Source organism: Aurantibrevibacter litoralis (assembly GCF_034651555.1).
In the GTDB taxonomy this organism is placed as follows: Bacteria; Bacteroidota; Bacteroidia; order Flavobacteriales; family Flavobacteriaceae; genus Aurantibrevibacter; species Aurantibrevibacter litoralis.
Genome location: NZ_JAYEEQ010000005.1, coordinates 161,138 through 178,577 on the forward strand (window position 1 = coordinate 161,138; position 17,440 = coordinate 178,577).

Annotated in this window: 10 protein-coding genes; 9 read left to right on the top strand and 1 reads right to left on the bottom strand. The window is 39.8% G+C overall.

The window, feature by feature from the left end; genetic code table 11:
* Window positions 1-22 precede the first annotated feature (22 nt).
* From U1E44_RS06525 to U1E44_RS06565, 9 genes are all read left to right on the top strand, one after another.
* Window positions 23-4,360 carry a CusA/CzcA family heavy metal efflux RND transporter gene (locus U1E44_RS06525; protein WP_322930253.1) on the top strand — a complete coding sequence of 1,446 codons (4,338 nt, stop codon included), beginning with the start codon at window positions 23-25 and terminating at the stop codon, window positions 4,358-4,360.
* 10 nt (window positions 4,361-4,370) lie between these two features.
* The gene (locus tag U1E44_RS06530; RefSeq protein WP_322930254.1) at window positions 4,371-5,516 is read left to right on the top strand and encodes an efflux RND transporter periplasmic adaptor subunit; all 1,146 of its coding nucleotides are present in this window, start codon (window positions 4,371-4,373) and stop codon (window positions 5,514-5,516) included.
* Window positions 5,517-5,686: 170 nt separating this feature from the next.
* On the top strand, window positions 5,687-5,995 hold the full coding sequence (locus tag U1E44_RS06535; protein WP_322930255.1) for an antibiotic biosynthesis monooxygenase family protein: 309 nt from the start codon (window positions 5,687-5,689) through the stop codon (window positions 5,993-5,995).
* Window positions 5,979-8,357, top strand: coding sequence for a penicillin-binding protein 1C (pbpC, locus tag U1E44_RS06540; RefSeq protein WP_416242048.1), 2,379 nt, complete (start codon window positions 5,979-5,981; stop codon window positions 8,355-8,357). Before U1E44_RS06535 ends, pbpC begins: the two co-directional genes overlap by 17 nt.
* A gap of 125 nt (window positions 8,358-8,482) precedes the next feature.
* Window positions 8,483-10,153, top strand: a complete 1,671-nt coding sequence (locus tag U1E44_RS06545; RefSeq protein ID WP_322930257.1) for a glycerol-3-phosphate dehydrogenase/oxidase — start codon at window positions 8,483-8,485, stop codon at window positions 10,151-10,153.
* Window positions 10,154-10,547: 394 nt separating this feature from the next.
* Window positions 10,548-11,465 carry a mechanosensitive ion channel family protein gene (locus U1E44_RS06550; RefSeq protein ID WP_322930258.1) on the top strand — a complete coding sequence of 306 codons (918 nt, stop codon included), beginning with the start codon at window positions 10,548-10,550 and terminating at the stop codon, window positions 11,463-11,465.
* 238 nt (window positions 11,466-11,703) lie between these two features.
* Window positions 11,704-12,063, top strand: coding sequence for a bleomycin resistance protein (locus U1E44_RS06555; RefSeq protein WP_322930259.1), 360 nt, complete (start codon window positions 11,704-11,706; stop codon window positions 12,061-12,063).
* A gap of 8 nt (window positions 12,064-12,071) precedes the next feature.
* Window positions 12,072-12,353: a hypothetical protein gene (locus tag U1E44_RS06560; RefSeq protein WP_322930260.1), complete on the top strand. Its 282-nt coding sequence runs from the start codon at window positions 12,072-12,074 to the stop codon at window positions 12,351-12,353.
* A 368-nt stretch (window positions 12,354-12,721) separates the two neighbouring features.
* Window positions 12,722-13,783 carry a hemolysin family protein gene (locus U1E44_RS06565; protein ID WP_322930261.1) on the top strand — a complete coding sequence of 354 codons (1,062 nt, stop codon included), beginning with the start codon at window positions 12,722-12,724 and terminating at the stop codon, window positions 13,781-13,783.
* Window positions 13,784-14,067: 284 nt separating this feature from the next.
* Here U1E44_RS06565 and mfd read toward each other — a convergent pair whose 3' ends face one another.
* The gene (gene mfd / locus U1E44_RS06570; protein WP_322930262.1) at window positions 14,068-17,421 is read right to left on the bottom strand and encodes a transcription-repair coupling factor; all 3,354 of its coding nucleotides are present in this window, start codon (window positions 17,419-17,421) and stop codon (window positions 14,068-14,070) included.
* Window positions 17,422-17,440 lie beyond the last annotated feature (19 nt).

Here is a 17,440-nt window from a genome sequence, read left to right on the forward strand (position 1 = left end):
AATAGAATATTAAAAACCAACTATGTTAGAACGCATCATACAATACAGTATTCATCATAAACTAATTATCTTATTGTTTACCGCCATTGTGATTGGTTTTGGGGTGTATTCTCTTTCGCATATTCCCATTGGTGCGGTGCCGGATGTTACCAATAATCAAGTACAAGTTATTACCACTTCTAGAAATTTAGCTACTGAAGATGTTGAAAAGTTTTTAACGTATCCTGTGGAGTTAGAAATGGCTAATTTACCTGGTGTTGAAGAAATTCGCTCCATATCTAAGTTTGGACTTTCGGTAGTTACCGTGGTCTTCGAGGATAAAATAGGAACCTATCTACCCCGACAGCTCATTGCCGAAAAAATAAAAAGCGCCGAGGAACGTATTCCCGTAGGTTTCGGAACGCCTTTTATGGGGCCTGTTTCTACTGGTTTGGGCGAAATTTACCAATATGTAATAGACGTTGATGCCAAGCACAAAGACACCTATTCCCTATCCGATATCCGAACGATACAAGACTGGATTGTAAAACGACAGCTATCCGGAATACCCGGCGTGGTAGAAGTCAATACCTGGGGAGGTCATTTAAAGACGTACGAAGTGGCTGTTAATCCCGAAAGGTTACGTGCTGTAAACGTTTCTATTTTGGATGTTTTTACGGCTTTGGAAAAAAACAATAGTATCGCCGGTGGTAGTTATATAGAAAAAGGAAATGAAAGCTTTTTTATTCGGGGAGAAGGCTTAGTAAGCTCTTTATCCGATATTGAAAATATTGTGGTTGCCAACCGGGATGGCATTCCATTGCTTATTCGCGATATAGCAAAGGTGGGGTTTGGCAGGGCAAATCGCTTTGGTGCCATTACAGGGAACGGGGAAGGAGAAAAAGTACTGGGGCAAGTTATGATGTTGAAAGGAGCCAACTCTAACTCCGTCATAGAAGCCGTGAAGCAGCGCGTGGCTGAAATTCAGAGCACCTTACCGACAGGGATAAGCATCAATCCTATTCTGGAGCGAAGTGAACTTATTTCGAAAACCACTTTTACCATTGCCGAGAACTTAATTCTAGGTTGTTTAATTGTTATTTTTGTAGTGGTACTCTTGTTGGGTAACTGGCGTTCCGGTTTGGTGGTGGCATCTGTTATTCCCTTATGTATGCTCTTTGCGCTATCGCTCATGTACGTGTTCGACGTAGATGCTAACTTAATGAGTTTAGGGGCTATCGACTTTGGAATAATTATAGACGGCGCCGTTATTATTGTAGAATTTATTGCCTTTAAAATTACCAGTCAACGCACTACACTATTGGCGCTTCCTGTACACGAAAGGCAAGGTCTCATAGACCGCATTACGTATCAAGGCACCACAAAAATGATGAACTCCGCCGTTTTTGGGCAGTTAATCATCATCATTGTATTTATTCCTATTCTATCTTTGGTGGGCGTAGAGGGGAAAATGTTTCGGCCTATGGCCATGGTATTTTGTTTTGCGTTACTCGGAGCCATGATTTTTTGTTTCACCTATATTCCGGTAATGGCATCGCTTTTTATCAAACCTGCTAATACCGATAGAAAGACCATTTCTTCGCAATTAATTGGGTTTCTTCAAAACAAGTATGTGCCCATTATTACCTGGGCCATGCGCAGAAAGAAGTTGGTTTTGGGATTGGCCATTTTAGTATTGATTTTTTCCGGGTTGTTGTTTAGCCGAATGGGGGGCGAGTTTGTACCTACACTAGATGAAGGCGATTTTGTTATACAGCCCGTGCTTAAAACAGGCACTTCCTTATCTAAAACCGTAGCGGCAACAACACAGATGGAGCGGATTCTTTTGACCTTTCCGGAAGTAGCCCAAGTGGTAACGCGTATTGGTGCTGCCGAAGTACCTACCGATCCTATGTCTATGGAAGAAAGCGATGTGATCATTAAATTAAAACCAAAAAATGAATGGGTTTCTGCCGAAAGCAAAGATGAATTAGCCGATAAATTTAAGAAGGCATTGACCGACGAAATTGCCGGTGTAGATTTTGAATTTACCCAACCCATTGAAATGCGGTTTAATGAATTGATAACTGGAGTAAGGGCAGATTTAGCCATAAAGATATTTGGCGAAGATTTAGAAATTTTACATCGCAAAGCCGTGGAAATTGAAAAAGCCATAAAGGATGTGGAAGGTGCTGCAGATATTATTGTAGAAAAAACGGAAGGATTACCCCAAATGTCGGTTACCTACGATCGTCAAAAAATTGCCAAATACGGAATGAACATCGAAGACCTGAACAAAGTGGTTACCATGGGTTTTGCCGGAATGTCGGCGGGGACTGTGTTTGAAGGTGAAAAGCAATTTAATTTGGTTGTTCGATACGATGAAGCACACCGGAAAGATATTGGTAATCTTGAAAGAACCGCGGTTATGTTGCCCAATGGTAATACACTTCCTTTAAGCGAATTTGCCCAAATAAACTATACAACGGGGCCTGCAAAAATTTCTAGAGACGACACCAAACGGAGAATAGTGGTGGGTGTTAATGTACGCAATAGAGATTTAGAATCTGTGGTAAATGATGTGCAGCGTATTATAGAGCGCGACATTAAATTTCCTGCCGGTTACACGGTTAGTTACGGCGGACAGTTTGAAAATCTTCGTGCGGCTTCTAAACGCCTTACCATTGCCGTTCCAATTGCCTTGGTATTAATTTTTGTATTGCTCTATTTTGCTTTTAATTCCGTAAAAGAAGCCTTACTCATATACAGTGCCATTCCGCTTGCGGCTATTGGTGGCGTGCTGTTGCTTTATGTTAGAGGACTTCCTTTTAGCATATCGGCTGGCGTAGGATTTATTGCCCTTTTTGGCATCGCCGTTTTAAATGGTATTGTTTTAATTGAAGAATTTAAAGAATTAAAAGCGCATGGTATTACCAACATAAATAAACGAATTCTTATGGGAACAAGAAACAGACTGCGCCCGGTGTTGCTTACCGCTGCTGCTGCTGCTTTGGGATTTTTACCTATGGCAATTTCTACTTCGGCAGGGGCAGAAGTACAACGCCCACTAGCTACTGTGGTGGTAGGTGGATTAATTACCGCAACCATTTTAACGTTGGTAGTACTCCCTATCCTTTACAGTATGTTTGATCGGAAAGACCATATACCCAAGCGGAAATTAAAAGTTAATTTAAAAGCACTTCCCCTTTTGGTCCTTTTGGTTTTGCCGGTTATGGGCAGTGCGCAATCTCGTGAGATTTCCGCGCAGGAGGCTTTGGAAATTGCATTGGAGCATAACAAAGGATTACGCGCTGCTGCACAAATGGTAGATCAATCAAAGCAATTGGTAGGCAGTGCCTTTAACTTAGATAAAACCCAAATTTATTATAATTATGATGAAAATAATATTGCACCAAACGGACTAGCCTTACGTGTGTTCGGGATTAGTCAGTCCTTACAATTTCCCACCGTTTACGGCGCGCAACGCCGGTTGGAAAAACAAAAGGTAAATTTGGCTTCGCAGCAATATCGATTGTCCGAAAGATTGCTCACCAAAGAAGTAAATTTGGCGTATTACAATGCCGTATATCAAAATAATCTTGTTGCGCAATATGCCTATTTAGACAGCCTTTACGGGCAATTTGCCAATGCCTCTGAAAAAAGATATCGTGTAGGTGAAACCAACCTTTTAGAAAAGCTCACTGCCCAAGCCAAGCATAAAGAAATAGCCGTACAATTGGCACAAAGTAGGGAAAATGAGAAAAAAGCTCTTGCTTTATTACAACAATGGCTGCAGTCAGATTCCTTGTATGCGATTTCCGGTCGTAAAATGCCCAAGCTAGTCCTTCTGGATTGGAATGCTACCGAACACCCCGGAGCACAATATTTAGAGGCGGCACAAGACTTATCGGAAAGTGCACTAAGGCTGGAACGCCAAAAACTATTGCCCGATTTGCAAATAGCAGCCTTCCAAGGTACTAATAGTGGTGCAGATGTAAGGCAATATGCTGGCTTTCAGGTTGGGGTGGCTGTTCCCCTTTGGTTTGGGGCACATAAAGCGAAGATCAATGCCGCAAAAACAGAAACTCTTATTGCCGAAAATCAACTCGAAAATTATAAGATCCAATTAGAAGCAAGTCATCAAGGACTACTGTCCGATCTTAAAACTTTTGAAGAGGCACTCACCTATTACGAGACAACCGGAAAAACCTTAGCCGACCAATTAACCACTAATGCCTCCAAAGCCTTTGTGAACGGCGAATTGGATTTTCTACAATATGTACAATTATTGGAAAGCGCTAAAACTATTGAAATTAACTATTTACAAAATCTTTTTCAGTACAATAGAACGGTTTTAGAACTTAACTATTTAACGAACTAATGATATTACCATGCAAAACAAGATTATAAATCGCTTTAAAATACCTGTGTTTTTTGCAGGAATAGTGCTATTGGGTAGCTTCGTTTCTTGCGGAACCACAGAAAAGCCTTCATCCGAAGTGTCAGATACCCAAGATGTGGTAACCCTTAGTGATGCCCAATTTGCTTCAGGACAAATGGCGGTTGGAAAAATGACCTTACGCGAATTTACCAATGTGATTAAAGTGAATGGCGTTTTTGACGTACCGCCCGAGAATAGAACCACTGTAAGTGCTTATTTCGCAGGATATGTAAAAAAATTAACCCTCCTGCCCGGTGAATCAGTAAAGAAAGGGCAAGTGCTTTTTACCCTAGAAAATCCGGAATATATACAAGTGCAACAGAATTTTTTAGAAGCACGCGGTCGTTTGGCTTATCTTAAATCGGATTATGAACGGCAAAAGGCATTACTGGCGGATGAGGTAACCTCCCAAAAGAATTTCTTGAAGGCCGAATCGGACTATACGGTTACACAAGCCCAATACCAATCTTTACGAAAGCAACTTGTGCTTATGAATATTAATCCGGATGCGATTACCGCAGAGCGCCTTAGTGCTGTAATATCGGTAGTTGCGCCATTATCAGGTTTTGTAACCTCGGTTCCAATCACGCAGGGCATGTATTTAAATCCTTCCGATGAAGCAGTGACTATTACCAATTTAGATAATATGCACTTTGAATTAAAGGTATATGAAAAGGACCTGCCTTTTATTGAAGAAGGACAGACCATACGAGCCAAACTACAAAATAATGAAGAAAAGGAGATTTTGGGTGAAGTGCATTTGGTAAATAGAACCATACATGCCACCGATAGAAGCGTAGCCATTCATGGCGATATTTTACATCCGGAAGACGCTGAACTGCTTACCCCCGGCATGTATGTAGAGGCAGAGATTATTACAAGTACAGCAACCTATTTGGCGTTGCCGGAAGAAGCTATCGTTAGTATAGAAAATGAGCCTATTGTTTTGGTAAAAGAAGCCGACAATACCTTTAGAAGAAGGGCATTGCAGATAGGTATTACCAAAGATGGATACACACAAATCCTAAATGCGTCCGATTTTGATCCGGAAACCGTATTTTTGACAGCCGGAGTTTTTAATTTAATTTCGGAATAAATGCTATGGAGTGCCAAACGAAATTGAATATAGGCATAGGTATAATTTTATCCTTACCAAGAAGGCATCTACCTAAAAAAACATATCTTAGGATACCTCTATAGGCCATAGCAACTTTATAAAAAATGGTCTTGGGTATGGAAAGTAAATAGTGTGTAAATGAACATCATATGCAACTCACAAAACCGTATTACGCAGTAATTTTTACCTCAATACGAACAGACGGGGATTGTGGTTATGGAGAAATGGCCCGCCAAATGGAAACCCTGGCGCATCAGCAAAAAGGATTTTTGGGTATGGAAAGTGCCCGGGAGGCTATAGGAATTACAGTAAGCTATTGGGAATCGCTAGAAGCAATAGCCCACTGGAAAGCCAATGCAAGCCATAGGATAGCGCAAACCAAAGGACGTACAGATTGGTATACATACTATCGGGTTCGTATATGTTTGGTAGAAAGAGAATATGATTTTGAAAGTTAAATACATAAGATCATTTCGGAACAAAACTGGTATCTTCTTTAGATCCCATCCTAAAAAAATTCTTTTTGTAACTATTAGCGCTATTTTTTATTATTTCTGCCTACCTCAAACCCTTTTTAAGGCACCAACTGCTACCGTTATAGAAAGTGCTGAAGGCACATTATTAGGGGCTAAAATTGCGTCTGATGGACAATGGCGTTTTCCGGAAATAGACAGTGTGCCGTATAAATTTCAACAATGTATTTTGCTCTTCGAGGATGAATATTTTTACCAACATCCTGGATTCAATCCCGTTGCTATGGCCAAAGCCCTAGCATCGAATTTGCGTAAAAGGAAAACGGTACGGGGCGGAAGTACCCTTACGCAGCAAGTTGTGCGCCTATGGCGACAAGAAAAAAAACGCTCTTATCTTGAAAAGGCCGTAGAGCTTCTGCTGGCAACACGCTTAGAATGGCGGTATACTAAGGATGAGATTTTAAAGTTATATGCGAGTCATGCTCCCTTTGGAGGTAACGTTGTGGGCTTAGAAATGGCTGCTTGGCGTTATTTTGGCTTGCAACCACACCAGTTATCATGGGCAGAAGCAGCAACGTTGGCAGTCTTGCCTAATGCGCCTAGCCTAATCTATCCGGGAAAGAATCAATCCAAATTAGAAGCAAAACGGAATCGGCTTTTAAAAAAGATCCATCAGCATCACCTCATAGACCAAACAACCTACGAATTGGCTCTTTTAGAAGCACTACCCCAAAAACCTTTTTCAGTGCCTCAAAACGCACCACATCTGTTAACGTATGGATCAAAAAAATGGCAGGGTCAGCGGTTGCGAACAAATATAAACGCCCAATTGCAAGGGCAAGTAAACGGTTTGGTAGAAAAGCACTACAAAAATTTAAAACAAAATCAAGTGCATAATGCAGCCGTGTTGGTAATGGATGTGCATACAAGAGCCGTGCTATCTTATGTGGGGAACACCCCAACGGACAAGGAGCACGAAAAGGATGTAGACATGGTTCAGGCCAATCGCAGTACAGGAAGTGTACTAAAACCCCTACTCTACACGGCCATGTTAGACGCCGGCGAACTGCTACCCGATATGTTAGTACCTGATGTTCCTACGCAAATAGGGGGCTATACCCCCGAAAATTTTAATGAAACCTATTCCGGAGCAGTAAAAGCCAAAGTCGCCTTAGCGCGATCACTGAATATTCCTGCTGTGCGTTTGTTGCAATCCTACGGCGTAAAGAAATTTAGGGATCAATTGGATTTTTTTAATCTTCGTGGCATCAACAAAGCTGCCGATCATTACGGGCTTACCCTAATATTAGGTGGCGCAGAAACGAACCTTTGGGATTTGTGTAAGACGTATGCGGCCTTGGCGTCTACTTTAAACCATTATACAAGTACCTCAGGTACGTATTATTCAAACGAGGTGGTAGCACCTCAATTAAGTAAAAACACCTCGGTTCATTTTGGACAGCAATCTCCCCAAAAATCCTTTTTCGACGCAGGGAGTATATACCTTACTTTTGACGCTATGAAAGAAGTAAATCGCCCCGACGGCAACGAATCTTGGGCGTTTTATGATTCTTCTAAAGAAATCGCCTGGAAAACAGGAACAAGTTTTGGCAATAAGGACGCTTGGACTATAGGACTTACTAAAGATTTTGTGGTGGGCGTTTGGGTAGGTAATGCCGACGGAGAAGGGCGTCCCGATCTTACAGGCGTATCTAGTGCAGCGCCTATTTTGTTTGATGTGTTTGATGTCTTGCCACCGTCGGCGTGGTTTACAAAACCTTTAGATGAGTTTGCACCCATTACCGTCTGTACGCAAAGCGGCTTTTTGGCTTCTGAAGCTTGCCCCGGTAAAACTATCGATATTCCTAACAAAAGAAATGGCATAGCAGTGTGTTCATACCATCAATGGGTGCATTTGGATGCGAATCGATTGTTTCGCGTACATGCCTCCTGCGAAGCCCTTTCGCAAATGGTTACAACCTCATGGTTTGTATTACCACCGCTACAGGAATTCTATTATAAAAAAGCCCATCCGGAATATCAAAATGTACCACCACTGCGGGCAGACTGCCTAGGAGCCGAGGAATCGGGAATGGCATTTATTTATCCTAAAGATAAAAGTAGAATTAGCCTATCCAAAAATTTTGAAGGCACCTACAACGAACTCATTCTAAAAGTAGCTCATCGCAGATCGGACACCAAAGTATTTTGGTATTTAGATGACCGGTTTATTGGCGAAACACTTCACTTTCACGAATTGGGCGTGCTTCCCGATCCAGGAAATCATAGGATAACTGCGGTTGATGCTTATGGCAATGAAGTTGCTATAGAAATAACAATAGATTAAAACAAGGGGGTTGTCTTTAGTGAAATAAACCCTTACTTTTATGACGTAAAAAATTGTGGGCGTTGCAGAATTGAGAAGGTATTTCTTAACCCATCACAACAGTCAGCGCTAAAAAAGCACTCCATATGGAAAAGAATATCCCATTTTCTAATCTCAACAGGGCAGAAACATTTAATAAACTAGCTGAAGAGAGTTTTGACTTAGTCGTAATTGGCGGCGGTATTACCGGTGGCGGTATTGCCTTAGATGCCGCTTCAAGGGGGCTAAAAGTGGCGTTGTTAGAGAAGAATGATTTTGCCTCTGGCACTAGCAGCAAATCTACCAAGCTAATTCATGGTGGACTCCGGTATTTAAAACAGTTCGATTTTTGGCTAGTGAAGGAAGTGGGTTCCGAAAGGGCTATTGTACACAAATTAGCTCCACATTTGGTGTTACCGGAAAAGATGTTATTACCGCTTATTGAAAATGGTTCGTACGGTAAATGGCTTACCTCTATTGGTTTAAAAGTGTATGATATTTTGGCGCAGGTTACCGGAGAAGATCAACGGAAGATGTTAGAAAAGAAACCAGCTCTAAAACTAGAACCATTGTTACCTAAAAAAATCCTTAAAGGCGCAGGCTATTACGCAGAGTACCGCACGGATGATGCCCGGCTGACCTTGGAAAATATAAAAACAAGCCTCAAATATGGTGCTACTGCACTAAACTACGCCACCGTATTAGATTTTGAATATAACGATGGAAAAATAAGTGGAGTAAAAGTAAAGGACGAAACCTCCCAAAAAGAAATCACGGTAAAAACGGCTTATGTCATTAATGCAGCAGGTCCTTGGGTAGATGAACTTAGGAGTATCAACAATTCTAAAAAGGGGAAACGATTGCACCTAACCAAAGGGGTACATTTGGTATTTCCAAAAGAAAAATTACCCGTGAGGCAGTCGGTCTATTTTGATGTACCCGATGGGCGCATGATGTTTGCCATTCCGCGCGGAAAAGTAACGTATGTAGGTACTACCGATACCAATTACACCGAAGACAAGGATCATGTAAAGGTAGATCTTGCCGATGCTATGTATCTTATTTCTGCCGTAAACAATATGTTTCCTAGTGTAGATTTGAGGTTAGAAGATATTGTTTCCTCATGGGCCGGTTTGCGACCTTTAATTCACGAGGAAGGAAAATCAGCTTCGGAATTATCGAGGAAAGATGAAATTTTTGTTTCAGACACCGGCCTTATCAGCATGGCAGGGGGCAAACTTACGGGATACCGCAAAATGGCCGAGCGCGCCGTGGATCGCATTGCCAAAAAAATAGAGGAAGAAAGCGATAGAAAGTTAAAAGAATGCCGTACCGCTTCCATTTTCCTGTGCGGGAACGAGAACTTTAAAAAATCAAAACACGTTCAAAAATATATCGATGAGGTTTTTGAACGATTAGAACCTGAGGGTTTTGCCAAGTACGATGCATGGTATTTGGTTACCAATTATGGCACACAGACCGAAACCATTTTGGAAACGTATGCCACACTTAAAGAAAAAGACAATCCTACATGCTTACTAAAGGCTGAACTTCATTTTGGCGTACAGTACGAGATGGTACAAAACCCCATGGATTTCTTTGTACGCCGCACAGGCAGGCTCTATTTTGATATTGAGAGTGTGCGCACCTATATGGATCCGGTTCTGACCGAGTTTCAAAAATTGACAAAGCTCGATGGTACTACTATGGCCGCCTATAAAAACACGCTAGAAAACCTAATCGAAGAACATTCTAATTTCTCCTTAGAGCGCGGGTAGCCATTGTTACTTGTTCAGAGCAATCTTCGTGTACTGAAGCGCCACGGTAAGTGAATCGTTTTTCTCCGAGTCTAGGCACTATACGTGCAAATACCCGTAGTTTGGGGTTAGGTGGGTTTTCCATTCGTGTTTTATAACATATACGAGCTGTGACTTGGCGCTAATTGGGTCATGAGAGTGCTAAAAATTGCTACTTGCGTATGGTTGCAAAACGTTTTAGCGACTGTGGAAATGATATAAAAAACCAAAGGAGACGTGTTTTAAAGGGTTAGAATTCTGATGGAATAATAAACATTGCAATAAAAAATGAATAAACAAAAATTTAAAGCATCATCGAAGCGATATGACGCTAAATTTTGTGTAAAACTTTGAATGGAACACTATAAATTAACAGATGGAAACTGCCATACAATATTACAATGATATAATTCACTACTTCAAAGCAAATTACATCAATATTGTTTTTATCCTGCTTTTTGTAGTCGGTGGATTTGTAATTTCCAATTTTATAAAGCGAAGGATAAAAGTGCGATTAGTAAGGAAATCGCCTAACCATATCACGGCAAGCTTTATCTCACAAATCGTCGGATTTATTCTTAAGTCAATTATAGTTTTCACTACCCTATATTTACTTGGGCTTAGTGCCTTTACTAATAAATTGCTGGCAGGTGCTGGACTTTTAACCTTTGTAATAGGTTTTGCATTAAAAGATATTGGCGAGAACTTTTTGGCAGGAATTATTCTGGCCTTTAAAAGTCCCTTTAGGTTAGATGATTTAATAGAAGTAAATGGTATAACAGGTCATGTTAAAGACATTAGCATACGGGAAACACTGGTAAAAACGCCCGATGGTAAAGATGTGTTTTTGCCAAATGCTATCATTCTTAAAAATCCTTTATATAATTACACCCTCGACGGATTCTTACGGTATGAATTTACAGTAGGGATCGCTTATGAAAACAATCCTACAGAGGCAATTAATCTTATATTTGAAACGGTAAATAATGTTGAGGGTATATTGAAAGGCGATAGAACTCCTGTCATTACCATTACTGAGCTGGCTACTAATGCTATCAATATTGAGGTGAAATTTTGGGTAGACACCTTTAAATCAACGAAACGCTCTGTTCACATGAGTGTTCGTTCACGAGTGATGAATGATGTGGTTGAAGCATTAATTAAAAAGGGATATAGTTTACCTGCTACCATCTTAGAATTAAAAAACTACGAGCCCTATGGAAATTTAAAATTGAATGTAGAAAAAAAATTGGAAGGAAGTGATTTGCATGACGTAGCACCGCAAGATTCTTAAAGAGAATAGATCGATTTATCCCAACAAAATACTTCAAAAAAAATCGAAATCCACATAAAGGCAGTAAGTAATTATGCCGAAATGATTTTAAGATTGGGAAAAGAAGCCATCAAGGAAGAATATAAGCGTAGGAACCTTAAGTAAGATTAAAATGTTGACGGCAGGAGAAATCAATCACACAACAACTAATGTTTAGCAAACCGGTATTACATGTACAACAACTTAATAAATTAAAAATATGCTCACAGCGATACATCCAAAGTTACCGATGCGAGACAAGGCGGTAACGAAAGAGTATTACCTAAACAAATTAGGGTTTCAAATTTTTGGAGACAATGACTTTGACGGTTATTTAATGCTTCATAAGGACAGCATTCAAATTCATTTTTTTGACTTCAAAGACCTTGACCCGAAAGAAAATTACGGGCAAGTTTATATCAGAACCAACTACATCGATGCACTTTACCAATCCCTTGTAGACAACAATGTTTTAATTCACCCAAACGGTCATTTAGAAACAAAACCTTGGGGACAAAGAGAGTTTGCTTTGCTTGACCCGGACAACAATTTATTAACGTTTGGACAAAGTATAAAATGAAAAACGCAATGGAGGTTAAGATTAGTAAGGACCAATTAAACGTTTTATTAAACGAAGTACAAAAGGAGTATTTTGATGCTGTACTTAAACAAAATGTATTCTGTGGAACTTGTGGCAGTACAGCTAAACAAGGCGTTGATACTAAAGAACTAATTTTGGATGCATTAAATGATATTAGGATTAAAGGAATTTGCAACGTATGCAAAGGTGATGTAGTAAGGATACTAGAATTTGGAGAAAATCAGGAATTTCACGAAAAAGCTATGAATTATAAAATATCAAGGCTCTAGTTTAATATTGCGTTGATTTTAACATTTCGTATCTAGATTTGATGCCGGGATACTTTTCCATGGTCACGATGCTCTCCATTGTTTTGTGCACAAAGTCCCGGAGTAAGAGCAACAACAGGATTGGTGGAAGTTTAAATTTTGTACATTTAGCAAAGTATTGTAGTCGGATCCGATAATCTTGAAATACTTCACGACAAAAGGCTTAGATCGTTTATGAAAGACTTACCCCGCCGTAATGGTACAGACAAAAATATTTAAAAAATGGAACCTTGCCAAGAGATATAAATAATTAGTAATCAATGATTTGCAAATGTATGATACATGCAAATCTTTTAAATCAACCAGACGTTGCAAAAACATAAGGTACTATGACCCTACTTTTAATTTATCTTTTTATCGCATTAGTGATCTCTTTTCTGTGTTCCATAATGGAAGCGGTGTTGCTTTCTATTCCTGTTTCTTATCTTAAGTCCAAAGTAGAAGATGGAGATAAAAGTGCAGAAACTATGCTTAATTTAAAAGAAGACATCGATAAACCTCTTTCAGCAATTTTATCGTTAAACACAGTAGCACATACAGTAGGAGCTGCTGGTGTTGGCGCACAAGCTACCGTTGTTTTTGGTGAGGCATATTTTGGAATTGTATCTGCGGTATTAACTATTTTAATTTTGGTGTTTACAGAAATTATACCTAAGACCTTAGGCGCAAATTACAGTAAAGAATTAGTAGGTATAGTTTCCAAACTTATATATTTTTCGGTTTTTATAACTTATCCATTGGTGTGGATTTCGTCTTTTTTGACGCATTTGCTGGCAAGAAAAAAAGAGGAATTCACCACAAGTAGAGAGGAAATTTCGGCATTAGCTAGTATAGGTGCACAAGAAGGAATCTTTGCTGATAAGGAAAACAAAATCATTCAAAATTTAATAAAATTAAAGAGTTTAAAGATTAAAGCTGTAATGACACCAAGGATTGTAGTTGTAACAGCTAATGAAGAAATGACCTTAGAAGAATTCTTAAAAAACAAAGAGTTTCTACATTTTTCTAGAATACCAATTTTTCAGGAAAACAGGGATAATATTACGGGATATGTGTTCAGAGAAGTGGTTTTCGAAAAATTAGCCGAAGATCAATTTAACTTAAAATTAAAGGATATCAAAAGAGAGATTATTCACTTTCCTGAAAACATGACATTATTTGACGCTTGGGAAGTAATGATTCAGAAAAAACAACATATTTCCTTAATAACAGATGAGTATGGAGGAATGGATGGAATTGCAACGCTAGAAGACATTATAGAAGCTCTTTTAGGGTTTGAAATAGTTGATGAAAAAGATCAAATAGAAGATATGCAGGAATATGCCATTAAGCGGTGGCAAGAAAAACAGAAGAAGTACAAACTTCTAAAAGATGAAAGTCAGCAAATTTAGGAATCTTGTAAGAGGAAAGGACAACGTTCCGGAAAATAAAAATCAACAAAAAACCGGTATTTTAGATTCAAATTTTTTATTTTCTTCACTCATTTGCTCCGCTTTTAGTAGAAGAAAGTATTGAAAACAACCTTTTTTTTCTGCTGGCGGTTACCTAATAGGACTAAAGAAAAAAAGGGAAAAGACGATACATTCAACAAGAGAATAAAACAAATGAAAAATCGGGGCGTGCCACTATCGCAAATAGCCAAGTTGCAGTTTCCTATGATACTACTCAAAAAGATCTAAGAAACCGCTACGGGATGGACCACAAAAGGGTCTAAAGCAGTTAACGCCTTTTCTACCGAAGTAATCTGATCAAAAACGAGTAACAACCGTAAGCCGTTACGAGTTTCTTTTTCTTTCATACGGCACAATTTAGGATGCTGTTGCACAAACTGTAGTACCTGGTTAAAAGAGGTACTTTGGTAAAACGGAGATTGCTGATCGGCAATAAAGTACCCAATGAGTTTTCCTTTTTTCATCACCACTTTTTCTAGCCCTATGGCAGTAGCAATCCATTTAATACGCACAGAACGCAACAAATCCTTGGCGGGCTTAGGCAAAGATCCAAAACGATCTATGAGTTGTGCTTCAAATTTTAGAAGGGCTTCTTCATTTTTAATTTGGTTCAATTCGGTGTACAGGTTAAGGCGTTCCGTAATATTGTTGATGTAATTATCGGGGAACAACAGCTGAAAGTCGGCATCAATTTGAGTTTCCTTTACGTAGATTTTGTCTGGCGTACCTTCTACCTCATTATACAGGCTTTTAAATTCATTTTCTTTTAGTTCCTCAATGGCTTCTGAGAGTATTTTTTGATACGTCTCAAAACCTATTTCATTGATAAAACCACTTTGCTCGCCCCCAAGGAGATCGCCAGCTCCCCTAATTTCCAGATCTTTCATCGCAATGTTGAAACCGCTGCCCAATGCGGTAAACTGCTCTAGTGCCTGAATGCGTTTTCGGGCATCAGGAGTCATCATATCATAGGGCGGTGTTATAAAATAGCAAAACGCCTTTTTATTACTCCGCCCCACGCGACCGCGCATTTGGTGCAAGTCGCTAAGTCCAAAATTATTAGCATTGTTAATAAAGATGGTATTGGCATTGGTAACGTCTAATCCGCTTTCTACAATAGTAGTAGACACCAGCACATCAAACGCGCCATTTATAAACGCAAGCATTAAAGCTTCTAGTTTTTTACCGTCCATTTGGCCGTGTCCTATTCCAATTTTGGCGTCGGGCACCAAGCGCTGAATCATACCGGCCACTTCTTTGATGTTCTCAATGCGGTTATGGATAAAAAAGACTTGGCCTCCTCTTTGAATTTCATAGCTTATGGCATCGCGAATTGTTGCTTCATTAAAATGAATAACTTCACTTTCTATGGGATAGCGGTTGGGTGGTGCTGTGGTAATTACCGAGAGGTCGCGCGCAGCCATTAAACTGAATTGTAAGGTGCGGGGTATGGGTGTGGCCGTTAGGGTGAGCACGTCTACGTTCTCTTTTATAGCTTTTAGCTTGTCTTTTACATTGACCCCAAATTTTTGCTCCTCATCTACAATAAGAAGTCCTAAATCTTTGAATTTCACGTTTTTGTTTACAAGTTGGTGGGTGCCAATAATAATATCTACTTTGCCGGTGGCCAAATCGTGAAGCGTTTCTTTACGTTCTTTAGTGGTACGGAAACGATTAAGGTAATCCACGGTAACGGGCATTTCTTTTAGGCGTTCTGTAAAAGTACGGTGGTGCTGAAAAGCCAAAATGGTAGTAGGCACTAAAACCGCTACTTGTTTTCCGTTGTCTACCGCTTTAAATGCGGCTCTAATAGCCACTTCTGTTTTACCAAAGCCCACGTCCCCACAAATTAACCGATCCATGGGGCGTTCACTTTCCATATCTTTTTTGATGTCTTCGGTGGCTTTGGTTTGGTCCGGAGTATCTTCGTATATAAATGAGGCCTCAAGTTCGGATTGCAAATAACTGTCCGGCGCAAAGGCGAATCCTTTGTCTAATCGCCTTTTTGCATACACTTGTATAAGATTGAAGGCGATCTGTTTTACTCTCGATTTGGTTTTCTCCTTCAGTTTTTTCCAAGCACCAGAACCCAGTTTATACAATTTTGGCGCAGTGCCGTCCTTGCCGTTAAATTTAGAGATTTTGTGTAGGGAATGAATACTAACGTAGAGAATGTCTCTGTCTCCATAGACCAATTTTATGGCTTCCTGCCGGGTACCTTCTACATCTATTTTCTGAAGTCCCCCAAATTTCCCTATACCGTGGTCTATATGGGTTACATAATCGCCTATCTCTAATTTATTGAGTTCTTTAAGGGTAATTGCCTGCTTTTTGGCATATCCGTTTTTGAGATGAAATTTATGATACCGTTCAAAAATCTGATGATCGGTGTAGCAAGCCAGTTTGGCATCTTCGTCTATAAAACCCTGATATAGTGGTAATACGGCTGTTTTGTATGGAGTTTCTGCACCTATTTCACTTAGGATATCATGAAATCGTTTCACCTGTTGCGCACTGGAACAGCAAATATAATTGGTATAGCCCGCCTTATGATTTTGGTTAAGGTTGTTAACTAAGAAGTCGAATTTTTTATTAAACGAAGGTTGCGGTTGGGTATGAAATATAATGTTGCTGCTGTTTTGAGCATTCGAAGAGGTAACCACCGAAAACGAATGTAATTGACTTTCTAATAATGCCCCGGTAACAAATAGGGCTTCGGGGCGCGTGTGGTTTAGGGGAGTTGATAGGGCAGCAAACACTTCTTCGGCCTTTGCAAAAAGGGTATTGGCTTTGGCCGACAAAAGCTCGGGTCGATCCACAAAAACGACAGTATCAGCAGGAATAAAAGCTAAAAAACTCTGTCGCGATTCGTGCAAAAATTTATTCTCTACATTAGGAATAAGGCTAATGCGTTTTACCTTATCGGTAGACAGTTGAGTTTCTACATCAAAAGTGCGAATACTATTTATTTCATCGCCAAAAAACTCCAGTCGATACGGTTGGTCGTGCGAAAAAGAAAACACATCAACAATGCCTCCACGAACCGAAAATTCCCCAGGTTCAGTAACAAAATCGACCCTTTTAAATTGGTATTCAAATAAGACTTCATTGAGAAAATCGAGCGATATAGCATCACCTACCTTTATTTTTAGCGTGTTTTTATCCAATTCTTTTCGGGTAGCTACTTTTTCAAAGAGGGCGTCGGGATAGGTTACAATAACAGCCGGTTTTTTACGGGAATTAATACGGTTTAGTACTTCGGCACGCAATAGCACATTGGCGTTGTTTGTTTCTTCTATTTGATAGGGTCTTCTGTAACTTCCGGGATAAAAAAGCACTTGCGTATCGTCTAGAAGTTCTTCCAAATCGTTAAGATAATACGCAGCTTCTTCTTTGTCACTTAGAATGAATAAAAAAGGTCTATTGGAAACTTCAAATGCGGATGCAACCACAAAAGAGAGTGCTGATCCGGATAGTCCGGTAATACATGTCATTTTTTCGGATTGTACAATAGCCTGCTGCAGTTTCCGTATGGGCGGAGACTGTGCAACTATTTCCGAAATAGTGGATTTATCCAATCCTTAAAATTTCTGCAAA

Coding starts and splice junctions, on each gene's coding strand:
- U1E44_RS06525 (WP_322930253.1), top strand. CDS start 23: ATGTTAGAACGCATCATACAATACAGTATTCATCATAAACTAATTATC.
- U1E44_RS06530 (WP_322930254.1), top strand. CDS start 4,371: ATGCAAAACAAGATTATAAATCGCTTTAAAATACCTGTGTTTTTTGCA.
- U1E44_RS06535 (WP_322930255.1), top strand. CDS start 5,687: ATGCAACTCACAAAACCGTATTACGCAGTAATTTTTACCTCAATACGA.
- pbpC (WP_416242048.1), top strand. CDS start 5,979: ATGATTTTGAAAGTTAAATACATAAGATCATTTCGGAACAAAACTGGT.
- U1E44_RS06545 (WP_322930257.1), top strand. CDS start 8,483: ATGGAAAAGAATATCCCATTTTCTAATCTCAACAGGGCAGAAACATTT.
- U1E44_RS06550 (WP_322930258.1), top strand. CDS start 10,548: ATGGAAACTGCCATACAATATTACAATGATATAATTCACTACTTCAAA.
- U1E44_RS06555 (WP_322930259.1), top strand. CDS start 11,704: ATGCTCACAGCGATACATCCAAAGTTACCGATGCGAGACAAGGCGGTA.
- U1E44_RS06560 (WP_322930260.1), top strand. CDS start 12,072: ATGGAGGTTAAGATTAGTAAGGACCAATTAAACGTTTTATTAAACGAA.
- U1E44_RS06565 (WP_322930261.1), top strand. CDS start 12,722: ATGACCCTACTTTTAATTTATCTTTTTATCGCATTAGTGATCTCTTTT.